Annotated in this window: 7 protein-coding genes; 3 read left to right on the top strand and 4 right to left on the bottom strand. The window is 45.6% G+C overall.

Features of this window, described 5'->3' with window-relative positions; translation table 11 throughout:
- Positions 1 to 549 precede the first annotated feature (549 nt).
- Together U5K35_RS09930 and U5K35_RS09935 are read right to left on the bottom strand one after the other, a co-directional pair.
- Positions 550 to 1332, bottom strand: coding sequence for a hypothetical protein (locus U5K35_RS09930; RefSeq protein ID WP_322571299.1), 783 nt, complete (start codon positions 1330 to 1332; stop codon positions 550 to 552).
- Entirely contained in the window at positions 1316 to 1951 is a 636-nt protein-coding gene (locus tag U5K35_RS09935) for a hypothetical protein (protein WP_322571300.1), read from the bottom strand. The genes U5K35_RS09930 and U5K35_RS09935 overlap by 17 nt, the downstream gene beginning before the upstream one ends.
- 1377 nt (positions 1952 to 3328) lie before the next feature.
- Here U5K35_RS09935 and U5K35_RS09940 point away from each other — a divergent pair.
- Positions 3329 to 6061 (top strand): DUF5916 domain-containing protein, encoded by a 2733-nt coding sequence (locus tag U5K35_RS09940; RefSeq protein ID WP_322571301.1) that lies wholly within the window; start codon positions 3329 to 3331, stop codon positions 6059 to 6061.
- Between the two features lie 1104 nt (positions 6062 to 7165).
- On the opposite strand, the gene U5K35_RS09945 is transcribed toward U5K35_RS09940, so the two are convergent.
- On the bottom strand, positions 7166 to 8248 hold the full coding sequence (locus U5K35_RS09945) for a ketoacyl-ACP synthase III (protein WP_322571302.1): 1083 nt from the start codon (positions 8246 to 8248) through the stop codon (positions 7166 to 7168).
- An 889-nt stretch (positions 8249 to 9137) separates the two neighbouring features.
- Between U5K35_RS09945 and U5K35_RS09950 the strand changes: the two genes are divergently transcribed.
- Both U5K35_RS09950 and U5K35_RS09955 read left to right on the top strand, forming a co-directional pair.
- Positions 9138 to 10058: a hypothetical protein gene (locus U5K35_RS09950; RefSeq protein ID WP_322571303.1), complete on the top strand. Its 921-nt coding sequence runs from the start codon at positions 9138 to 9140 to the stop codon at positions 10056 to 10058.
- A gap of 378 nt (positions 10059 to 10436) precedes the next feature.
- Positions 10437 to 11801: a TrpB-like pyridoxal phosphate-dependent enzyme gene (locus tag U5K35_RS09955; protein ID WP_322571304.1), complete on the top strand. Its 1365-nt coding sequence runs from the start codon at positions 10437 to 10439 to the stop codon at positions 11799 to 11801.
- A gap of 595 nt (positions 11802 to 12396) precedes the next feature.
- Here U5K35_RS09955 and U5K35_RS09960 read toward each other — a convergent pair.
- On the bottom strand, positions 12397 to 12579 hold the full coding sequence (locus U5K35_RS09960) for a hypothetical protein (protein WP_322571305.1): 183 nt from the start codon (positions 12577 to 12579) through the stop codon (positions 12397 to 12399).
- Positions 12580 to 12728 lie beyond the last annotated feature (149 nt).

Genomic DNA, 12728 nt, shown 5'->3' on the forward strand with positions numbered 1-12728 from the left:
TCTCTACTCTCTCCGTTCATAAAGAGGGGGGTGTTTTAAATTACTTTTGCTCTTTGTATTTCGTAGACCGTACTTCGTATCTCGACCGATCTGCGATCGACGATTTGAATTTTGAATGATGAGTATGAGGTAGCTGGGATCCGCATCCTGAAGGGATGCAATATGATTAGCCTCAGGTGTAGTGAAACGAAACCTGGGGTTCGGATGACGCATCTTTTTCCCCACCGAACAGAGAGATTGGTTTGGGTTGCTTAATAGAGTTGAGGCGGTAGTGCAGGAATCCATTTTCAAACAATGTTCTTTGTCTCTTTTGTCTTGATACAAAAGAGACGTAAAAAACAAGTCTGTTTTCCGAAGCTTCAGCGCAGGCAAGGCTGAGAAAAAATGGAGCGTGTTGTTCCTACTCAAGCCATGAATCAAAGGCCCACCTGCTCCCAAAAGTATTTGGGATTCGCAAAGAGGGGAGACTTATTAAAGAAAAATTTGCTCTGTGTATTTCGTAAAGAGTAGGTGGTATTTAGATTCGGGTCAGAGAAAGATATATACGGTCTACAAAAATTTAAAAAGTGAATCGTTTGTAGGTGTTATTTCCAGCGTAATATTTTGTTCTGATTCAGTTTCAGTATCTTTTTTAACTGTGCTTCCTTTTATAATCATGGTTGAGTCGGAGGGGATCTCTTCAACAGTCAGTTCAAATTTTGGATGTTCAGGATCATATGAACTCAGATCAGCCAGTGACAGTGACGAGGTTTCATCTTCATTGATGAAAAACGAACCACTTCCGCCTCCGGCCTTTTCGGGCAAAATCCACCACTCAGAAGCGTCAAAAGCGACGCTTATCATGTAGTTTTGGAGTTCATCAGCAGTTCGATTTGATTGTATAGTTTTCTGATTGGCAGAGTAAATTGTGTTTAGCTGTACCTGTACTACATGGATTGTAGAAACTATAATTCCAAGAATTAATACAGGGGCAGCAAGATGCCACATCAAACCGGAGGGATGCTGCTCTGAAGATTTGTGGAAGAATCCTCTGATAAAAAACCATGGTGCCAGTATAAAAAGAACGATGAATCCGGCAGCAGTAACAGCAATTGACTTCACAAATTCTGAAAATGGATACTCTGAACCGCCAAACCAGTTGATGGTTTCAATGGTCGTATAGCGTAGTATTTCCAGTCCCGGTATAATGGTTAAATTATAAAAGGTGGAAATCCATCGATTTAAGGAATTGAGGTGAAAGACATCCGAAGAAAGATATTGTAACGATATAATTATGATGATGATCAGGCTGACGTTGATCCAGGGGAGAGCCGGTTTAATTTTCTCGTTCATATCGCACCCCGTTTTTAGTTAAGATTGTGTGTGCCTGATACATTCCTCTCTTGCCGGTATTGTTCTCGAAATTCGGATCGATGCCGGGAGTGTATGTTGCCGTTACCGCCAGAACAATTGAGTCGGGGGTGGCAATTTTATAGGTGAAGTTCATATCCTCATCGGGGGAATCGTGCTCGTGTAGAAAACGGCCGCCTTCTTCCATACGATCTCCAAAAAGTTCACGAAATGAGTTTTCGAGTGTTGTCTCAGACGGGTCCGAATCCATATAGTAGTGCCGCAGAGTGTGCTGAAGTGCTTTCTCCATCTCAGTTTGGGAGATGTTACTCACAATAGTAGTGCGTATGGTGCGAAGGATTTCTACCTGTCGGACTGACTGATTATAGAACTGAATGGCAGCAAGTAGCTGCGTGATGAGAAAGAGTACAATGAACGTGCGAATCAGAACCCTGCTGGAAGATTTTGAGATGATAGATCTGTCTAAAATAAATAGCCAGACTGTAGCTACTGCAAATGCAGTCCAATAGCCTATCCACAAATTTTCGAATATAAAAGAGAGGGAAAATGCGATCAGAACCGCTACAATTCCCCCAATTAAGAGTTTACCTTGATTGTTCATTATCCCGAATTAGTTAATTTTACAGTATTTACTGAAAATATTTAAAAAGGCAAAATGGTGAAGCAGGGAATGTTGGGTTTATTTACAGGCTACAGGTGAACTACCAAATTTTACCCAAAGAGGCACTTGACCCGTTGAGCGATAAATGAAAAGCGAATTGGGAATAACCGCCTCTACTTAGCTGGTCACTCCAAACCAATCACTCTGTTCGGCGGATTGATAGCATTGTTATCGACTTTACTAACCCCTGGGTTTCACGCTTGGTCGCTATCACCTGACCTACGTTTAACGCTCTTTCAGAGTGTCGAATTGTTCATCAACTTGCAAATTGGTGCAATCTAGTCTGTAAGTCAAGGCTACGTCAAACTTTCTGACCAGAGTTGATTGGCTTAATCATGGTATGTCATTTTTCCAGTTATCCAATAATGTTCAGACAAATCAGCTAACTGTACGTCCTGATGAGTAAACGCTCTGATAACTCCAATGCCGAGAATAGATTATCTCTTCTATTTTCGTGTCCCGTTAGGGACACAATATGGGTAGAAAGATAGACATCAATAAAACAATAAAAGTCCCGTTAGGGACGACAGTAGCTCCTGAATGGAATGTGAAAATCATGTTTAGATCCGCACCGCCTCAACACAGCTCTACGCTTTAAACCGGTCTCTCTGTTCGGCGGATGGATGGAGACGACTTTATAACCCCGGGTTCCGTTTCACTCCACCCGAGGCTACGTTCTTATGCTCTTTCAGAGCTGTGGATCTCACCATTGTATTCATGGACTTTCTTGTAGGGCATGGCTACGGCATAGATTTGGACTCACCCCTCAATCCCCTCTCTCCTCTCTGCGTTCGCAAAGAGGGGAGGTGATTAAATCGTGTATCGCACTTTTTAATCCATATACCGTACGCCGTACACCGTATAACGATTGACGAATCACCGGCGGACTGAACTGCGATTTGTGAATTGAATCTTGAATTACAAACTGTGCAGATGACCAAAGTCCGGAGGTATGAATGGCAGGGCATTGTATTCGCCAAACACAAGGATTGGTTTGGAGTGCAAAATTAAGTTGAGGCAGATGTGAGGCGATCTTATTTCAAACTATGATCAATCTTTGTTTTGACTCGGTACGTCCGTGGATTTACATGCTCCAGCTATAACCAAACCAAACGGAAAACGAGGGGCAAACCATAAGAAAAACCTATAAACTCATGGGAGAGAATGACTTTTTTAATAATCCATAAATATAAAATTTTCATAAAGATGACATATAAATGTCTTGTCTGGATTTGTTGGATTATCCACAAAATGAAACCGGAGCGATTTTGAATCGTAGTGAGATGTGAACAAAGACCTACAACCAGACATGATAAAATGGAGATTTTTACTACAAGAAAAATTACAATTCTATTAAGCCTTTTAGGCATCTTGATCGGTGCAGAGGCAGGGTTCAGCTTTGAGAATGACAAGGCTTTGAAAATTGCTCAGGGAAATGAAGAACTTTCAGACAGCATTAAAATTGACAAAACTGCTGATTTCCAATTGAAGGCACATCGCGTAGAACAAGGAACCGTTATAATCGACGGTACTATGACCGAAACTGGATGGGGAAAGGCCAACATGGCTACAGGATTTACTCAGCATACACCTAATACCGGTGAACCTGCAAGTCAAAAAACCGAAGTATGTTTTCTGTACGATGATGACTATCTCTACATAGGAGCCCGGATGTATGACGACAATCCAGATCAAATTGCGGCAACACTGTTTCGTCGTGACGGAAATGAGTACAGCGACTGGCTTTTTGTAGGAATTGACAGCTATAATGATAACCGAACGGCTTTTGTGTTCGGTGTGAATCCGCGAGGAGTTCGCAAGGATTTTCTGATATATAATGACGACCGGGAGGATACGAGCTGGGATGCCGTATGGGAAGCCTCCGCTTCGGTTGATGACGAGGGGTGGACTGCAGAGCTCAGAATTCCGCTTTCCCAGATTCGCTATAACGGTGAGGTTGGAGAGATAAAAAGCTGGGGAATCAACTTCTCACGTGAGATTGCACGAAATGGAGAAACCTCTTTCTGGGCCCCGACACTACCGGATGACTCCGGTCTTGTTTCACACTTTGGAAGGGTTAACAGTCTGCGTGAACTGCCTGAAAAAAACCGGCTGGAGGTTCTGCCATATCTATCCGGACAGCTCGACCGTTCGCCGGGAGATAGCCATAATCCATTTTATCAGCAGAATGATCTTTCTTTTAATCTGGGAGGAGATATCAAATACGGCCTTAGCTCAAATATGACCCTCACAGCTACCATTAACCCCGATTTTGCCCAGGTAGAAGTTGACCCTGCTGATGTGAACCTTACCGCATTTGAAACATTCTTCCCCGAACGCAGACCGTTTTTCCTTGAGGGTTCGGAAATCTTTAGCTTTGGTTTTAACAGCAACATCAATATTGGACATACTCCACAGCTTTTCTACTCAAGAAGAATTGGGCGTGCTCCGCAGGGGTCTGTTCCAGGCAATCCTGAATTTGAGAATCGGCCCTCTCATACACCGATTGCCGGGGCTGTTAAATTCAGCGGGAAAACGTCAGACGGATGGTCCTTCGGCCTCATGAATGCACTTACCCTCGAACAGAATGCACACTTCAGTGAAAATGGCAGCGATATTTCATCGGTTGCCGTTGAGCCATTCAGTAACTACATGGTAGGTCGGGTTAAGCGCGACTTCCGAGAAGGAAATACTGTTGTGGGAATGATGGCCAACAGCCTCTATCGTGATTTGTCGGCACCCACACTTGAATCGCGTTTGACCGATCGGGCGTTCAGCAGCGGTATCGATTTCGAGCACTCATGGAGGGATCGTCAATACCGGTTGAATGGCCGGTTTGCAGGCAGCCATGTAAGTGGTGAGCCGGAAGTCATTGAGCGACTTCAGCAGTCGAGTGCACGCTATTTTCAGCGCCCGGATGCCGACCATCTGGATATGGATGCAAGTCTGCAAAGTCTTCAGGGAGTTTACGTAGACGTGATGTTTACCTCCCAGACCCGCCATTGGATGAGTCAGTTTCGGGCGTATCAAATCAGCCCCGGCTTTGAGGTGAATGATATGGGATTTCAGTCCGATGCCGATCGACGTGCGGTAACTGGAATGCTTATCCACATGCAGCCCAGTCCGGTAGGAATACTTGAAAACTTTAATGTGTGGGCAGCCACAGCCAATTCTTGGAATACAGACGGAGATTATATAAGAAATATACACGGCACCGGTGGTTATTTCCGCTTTCAGAATTTCTGGAGCGTCAATTACCAGGTTCTCGGTGACTTTCGCTCACTTGATGACCGTCTTACCCGCGGGGGACCGATTGCTCAAAGTCCTGCGTCAATTAAGTACAGTCTGAATGTGAATACTGATTCCAGAAAGGACTTCAGGGTTTCGGTCAGATCGAATCAGTCCCGCACCGAAATGGGTGAGTGGTCTCATTATTATGGAATTTCACTGAGATACCGTCCGCATCCGGCTGCCAGTATTTCCCTTGAACCTTCTTTATCCAAAAATTTCAATAAAACACAGTATATAACGGCGATTTCAGATCCAAATGCCACAACTACCTATGGAAGTCGGTATGTGTTTTCAGAGCTGGAACAAACTACACTGGCAACAGCCATTCGCCTTGATTGGACGTTTACGCCGGATATCAGCCTTCAGATGTTTGCACAGCCATTTGTGTCGGTCGGATCATTTGACCGGTTTAAGGAGCTCCGCAGACCCGAAAGCATGGACTATGCAGTCTACGGTGATGATACCGGATCGGTCAGCTATGACGAAGCTACACGGCGATATGAGATCGATCCCGATGGAAGCGGCGACGCAACGTTTGATTTTGGGAATCCGGATTTCAATTTCCGGTCCCTGCGCGGAAATGCCGTAATTCGATGGGAATTTCGTCCCGGATCCACACTCTTTTTTGTGTGGCAGCAAAATCGAACCAGTCGTGAATCGATCGGAAGCCTGAATATGGGGCATGACTACGGGGAGTTACTCCGTACCCCCGCAGATCACACCCTTTTAGTGAAGTTTTCGTATTGGCTGGGGTATTAAATAATCCCCTCTTGAGAGGGGAAATGCTCAAGACAAGAGCGTAGCTCGTTGGATTGAGCGAGGGGTGTGTTCGTGGCTGTAATTGGGATGATAGAAAAAAAATCATGCACTTAGCCATTCACCGGTTCAGGAACACACCTCTGAATACTACTCTCAAGAGGAGAGGTTCTATCCATTTCTCGTCCCGGAGCTCTGCTCCGGCGGCGATAAGCATGTAGCTCAGCTACAGTGCATATGTTGACTAATATGTGGTAATTACATTCGAATTGTCACCGCCTCAACACAGCTCTACGCTCCAAACCAATCTCTCTGTTCGGCGGATGGATGGAGATGACTTTATAGCCCCGAGTTTCGCTATGCTACACCCGGGGCTACGTTCTTGCGCTCTTTCAGAGCTGTGGATCCCACCAATGAATTGATGGGTTATAACATATATAATGCAGGACATGGCTACGTCATAGGTTTGGACTCACCCCCGGCCCCTCTCTCCTCACTGCGTTCGCAAAGAGGGGAGGCAAGAATCAATAGCTCTGACGTGTAAAATTCTCAGGTTAGCCACCAAATACGCCCAATGTTTAAACGCTCCGTTATCTCAAACATCGAAACAGAATATCTCTTTAATTTTCGTGTCCCGTTAGGGACGCAATATGGGTAGAAAGTTAGATGTCAAAAGAACCTTAGTCCCGTCAGGGACGACAGGAGTTTTAGAAAGGAATGTGAAAATCATGTTTAGATTCGTGCAACCTCAACACAGCTCTACGCTCCAAACCAATCTCTCTGTTCGGCGGATGGATGGAGATGACTTTATAGCCCCGGGTTTCGCTATGCTACACCCGAGGCTACGTTCTTGCGCTCTTTCACAGCTGTGGATCCCACCAATTTATTGATGGGTTATAACATATATAATGCAGGACATGGCTACGTCATAGGTTTGGACTCACCCCCGGCCCCTCTCTCTCCCGATCCCGAAACTTCGGGACGGGATTCGCAAAGAGGGAAGACGTTCTAAACTAGATTTGTTCTGTGCATTTTGTTCGCCGTACTCTGCACCTCGTAAACCGTACACCGCAAAAAATCCGACGCTATCAGGTCTGTTTTTGCAGCTTACTCCGGAACCCGGTAAACCACTGAATTGATATTCATTCCGGCGCCGACGGAGGCGAATACAATCGTATCTCCGGGATTTATGGTGTGACCATTCATCTGGTTGCGGAGAATCAGATCGAGCAGGGTGGGGACGGTGGCCACGCTGGTATTGCCGAGTTTGCTGATGGTCATCGGCATAATACCGTCCGGTATTTCACTCTCATCATAGAGGTTAAAAAGACGATCTAAAATGGCTTTATCCATCTTCTCATTGGCCTGATGGATCAGTACTTTATTGACTTGATTCAGTTCTATATCTGCTTTTTCAAGACTCTGCTTTACCAGACCGGGTACATTGGAGAGTGCGTACTGATAGAGTTTTCGTCCGTCCATTTTCAGGTAGAGTGTATCGTCACTGTCGGGTTTGAATGACTTTTCCATTTCCAGGTAAAACGCCTGAGTTTCTGTATCGGTGCGGGCAGCGTGTGAGAGAATTCCCTCGTGTTTGTCACTCTTTTTTGCTTCCAGGACTGTAGCTCCGGCACCATCGGCGTAGATCATGCTGTCGCGGTCGTGCGGATCACAAATACGAGAAAGTGTTTCCGTTCCAATCACCAGGGCTGATTTAGCATCCCCGCTGCGAATATAGTAATTAGCTTGAATCACACCCTGAAGCCAACCGGGACAGCCGAACGGGAGATCGTAGGCCACGCAGTATGGATTTTTGATTCCAAGGTGATATTTGACCTTTGAGGCCAAGCTGGGAACCATATCCACTCTTCGGTTTTCGGCGCGAACGTCCCCGAAATTATGAGCCACAATGATGTAGTCGAGTTCTTCGCGATCCAGTCCGGACATCTTCAGGGCTTGCTCAGAAGCTTTTGCTCCCATATCGGATGCCAGTATATTATCGTCGGCAAAGCGACGTTCCTCAATTCCGGTAATTTCACGGAATTTATCAATTGTCTCCTCATTACTTTTATCGAAAGGAGTTCCGTTTTTTTCTAAAAACGTATTGTTTAAAAATTCACTGTTGGGAACAACTCTGTCCGGGATGTAAGAACCGGATCCGGTAATTACTGTTCTGATTTGCTGAGCCATAGAGAGATGACGTTTTGAGCTTTATTTAAACGTAATTGGAGATATACAAAAAAAGTTACTGAATATCGAGTTTCTTATAGGTTGAAAGTTTAGGACTCACCATCCGTCGCCAAGGCTATGGATGGCAGGCCGTCCCGTCGCCAAGGCTATGGATGGCAAGCCTTCCCGATCAAAGGCATGCCCCGGCCCCTCTCTCCACTCCGCCAGCCGGCGGATCGCAAAGAGGGGAGGAGTTTTAAATTTAATTTTGTACTGCGTGGATCGTATACCGCACTTTGTATCTTGATTGACGAATCACGAATTTACCGAACTGCGATGGACGATTTGTTTTTGAATTTCGACCTGTTTGAATGGCCGCACCCTGAAGGGGTGCAATATGATTAGCCCCGTACGAAGTGCGGGGTAAAAAAGCATTTAATAATTTGTCCGCTGAATAGAGGGATTGGTTTGGGGTATAAAATCGAGTTGAGGCGGTGTTGCGGGGATCTTATTTCAAATGATGTTCTTTGTTCATTTTGTCTTGACCTGTCAAGGGCAGTGTGAAGAACACACCTCTGAATGCTTCGTTGAACACTCCGCATTCTGTCTCCTCTCAAGAGGAGAAACATAGCAATCCCTTTTTTAATTTATGCCTGCTCTATTATTCCGTTGATTTCTCTAGGCCGAATTTGAACTCACCTTCCTAAGCCAAGGCTTCGAAAGGCAGGCCCTCTCGATAAAAAACATAGGAATGTCTAACTCACCCCCGGCCCCTCTCTCCTTCCCGAAAGCATTCGGGATTCGCAAAGAGGGGGGGCGTTTTAAATCAAATTTAGCTCTTTGTATTTAGTATAACGTTTTGGGAATCCCATCCCTTCAGGTAAAAAAACAACCATTCAAAAGGCAAGGAATGAACAGGGAGTTGATTCAGTTGAGCTTACTTGTGGCTACACAGACATCGATATATCGTACCCTGAGTGATGAAACAGTGAAGAAGAAAGCTGAGGAGTGGACGGTATATCTTTCGTTCACGCTTTTTTTGGGACATCTGTTGCTAATTTTTCTTCGCAATACATTTCCGGACATCAGTTTTCTACAGCCGCTGAACAGTAACTATCTCTCTGCGCTCTACACGCCGTTCAGCATTATTCTTGTCTATGAAGTATATCTGCTGATTCTCGCGCTGCCGCTTTCCTTTACCAATTCCATACAGAAGCAGTACGAAATTATCTCCCTCATCATCATTCGCCGGGTGTTTAAGGATATCTCCATGTTTGATGATTTTGATCAGATTGCTGAACAAACAGAAGTGATTTTACAACTTGCCACTGATCTGGGAAGTGGTCTGCTTCTGTTTCTGATGGTCGGAATTTATCATCACGTCAGTCTGCAACGTAAATCGATTCAGCGGTTGAGTGATGACGAAATACGCCGCTTTGTCTACATCAAGGAACTTGTGGCACTGACGCTTCTTTTCATCTTCAGTGTTCTGACACTTTTTTCTATTTACCAATTTGGTACCGAGGTGTATCGCCTTCTCTTCTTTGGTGAGTCCTTTGAGCTGGACCTTAACGTCATTTTCTTTGTCGAGTTTTATACAGTGATGATTTTTTCTGATGTATTTATATTCATCACGTCCTTCATGTTCAGTCAAACCTATGCGCGATTGTTACGGAATGCAGGATTTGTCTCCTCCACAGTTATTTTGCGCATCTCCCTTTCGGCTGAACCGGAATTGAGCGGATGGATTGCGGCAGCTGCACTGCTTACCGGAATTATTTCACAGGCGATCTATGTCTATTTCAGCAGGCTGGAAAAACGAGGGGAGTAGGGATTCTGGTTGCCGGCTGTAAACCTCGATCGCGATCAGCAGATTTTTGTGTGACCTTTTAGGGCTTGATTTGAAACATATATTGAGAATAATCGCCTCAAATGCTTCCGAAGCTCAATCAAATCTCTTTGTTCGGCGACCGGATTTTTCTCTTTGATGGTTCTATAAACAGGCCACTCCTCCGGAGTGATTTATATTTTGTAAACCCGTAAGCAGCCCGGCACAAGACGCTGACAGGATCAGCTACCCCTGAACGCTGTCACTTCTTTGCCGTCTGCGAATAATCAAATCATGCTTTTGGAATTTCAGCGGTCCTTATTATGTTCTGCGATTGCTCGGAAAAAAATCTAACCTCAATCATTTGATCACTACGATATCATGAATAAAAAAATTCTTCTGAACGAGTCCGACATTCCCACACACTGGTATAACATCGTGGCGGATATGCCGAACAAGCCGCTTCCACCGCTCAATCCCAAAACGAAACAGCCGGCAGGACCGGATGACCTGAGTCCGATCTTTCCCAAAGGATTGATAGAGCAGGAGATGTCGGCCGAGCAGTACATTGAAATTCCTGACGAGGTCCGTGAAATCTATAAAATCTGGCGTCCAACCCCACTTTATCGTGCCACAGGCCTGGAGAAAATGCTCGACACACCCGCAAAGATTTACTACAAGTATGAAGGGGTGAGCCCGAGTGGATCGCACAAGCCGAATACCGCTGTGCCCCAGGCGTACTATAACAAGCAGGAAGGTGTGAAGAGCATCACCACCGAGACCGGAGCCGGGCAGTGGGGAACAGCACTGGCGTTTGCCTGTTCACAATTTGGTCTCAACTGCGAGGTGTATATGGTGCGCATCAGCTACGATCAGAAGCCGTACCGAAAAGTGATGATGAATACGTATGGAGCGGAAGTTCACGCATCACCAAGTAACCGGACCGAAGCAGGACGCAGAATCCTGGAAAAAACTCCCGATACCAGCGGAAGCCTGGGGATTGCAATTTCAGAGGCGATTGAACGCGCGGTGGGAGATGATGAAACAAAATATTCTTTGGGATCGGTGCTGAATCACGTTCTGCTGCACCAGACTATTATTGGTCAGGAGAGTATCAAGCAGATGGAGTATGCCGGTGACTATCCCGATATAGTTGTTGCTCCGCTTGGTGGGGGATCAAACTTTGCGGGACTATCTTTTCCATTTTTGAAAAACAACCTTAATGATGGAAAGAAGACCCGTTTTATAGCTGTTGAGCCGGCTTCCTGCCCGAAGCTTACGCGTGGGAAATTTATGTATGATCATGGTGATTCAGCCGGATATACGCCACTGCTTCCGATGTATACACTGGGCCATAATTTTACACCGGCCGCCATTCATGCCGGTGGTCTGCGCTATCACGGAGCCAGTGTTTTATGCAGCCAGTTGCTGAAAGATGATCTGATTGAGGCTACCGCTTTACAGCAGCTCGAGTGCTTTGAGGCCGGAGTGATGTTTGCCAAATCGGAAGGAATCATTGGAGCTCCTGAAGCCAATCACGCCATTGCGCAGGTGATCCGTGAAGCGAACCGGGCCAAAGAAGAAGGAACCGAAAAAACGATTCTCTTTAACATGTGTGGTCACGGTTTCGTAGATATGGCCGCCTATGACGACTATTTTGCCGGCAAGCTGAGCGATCACGAAATCGAAGATGAGACAATTGCAGGCAATATTCAGGAGATCGAAGAGCTGCAACCCGAAGGGTAGGGTTCTGTGGTTTACGGAATATGGCATACGGCATACGTGTTACGCAGACGTATGTCGTATTTTTTGCTTTTTCTTTGAAAGCGGAGTTCGATTGACGAGTTGGACTCACCATCCTTCTCCCGAAAGCATTGGGTTTTAACTCACCCCCGGCCCCTCTCTCCTCACTGTGTTCGCAAAGAGGGGAGACGTTTTAGAATTCATTTTGCACTGCGTACTTCGTATATCGTTCTCAGTAAAGCGATTGACGAATCACGAATTTACCGAACTGTGATGGACGATTTGATTCTTGAATTTCAGAATTTATTGGTGATCCAATTCTGTAAGAGCGGCTTGTTTATAGCCCGGGGTTTCAACCCCGGGAATAATCGTTAGCGTATTGTATGCGCCGAATAGAGGGATTGGTTTGGAGTATATAATCGAATTGAGGCGTTGGTACGGAGATCTTATTTCAAACGGTTTTCAGCGTACTTTTTGTCTTAGCACAAAAAGTACCAATCCCGAATTCTCGGGACCGGAAGCCTGCGAAAAGACACTGGTACTGAGTCACATTCAAGGCCTTCTCTTTACCGTGTTCTTGGAGGGGGAATGTTCTCATCTACATCCACTTTTCGTACACCGTTGGATCACCTTCCTCGAAGGCTTGGAGAGCTTCCATCAAACATTGTTCTGCTACCCTCATCCTCTCTCCGCACTGCGTTCCAAAAGGGAATGCTTCAAGCTGCATCTGGCCTTCGAAACCGAAGGCATTGCCGAGAGAATCAACGGCTTTCACAGCCATGAGACTGTTCTTTCGCATTAAAGTATTTTGAAGGGGTATTTCGACTTCGTTCGTCGCAAGCTCTTCACTGCGCCTGTCCTCCGTTGGAGACTTCGGAAGGCGGGATTAATGTGACGTTGGAGGTGAATTTGTGATCTTCTCATTCTCCT

The sequence above is a fragment of the Rhodohalobacter sp. genome (assembly GCF_034521535.1).
Taxonomy (GTDB): Bacteria; Bacteroidota; Rhodothermia; order Balneolales; family Balneolaceae; genus Rhodohalobacter.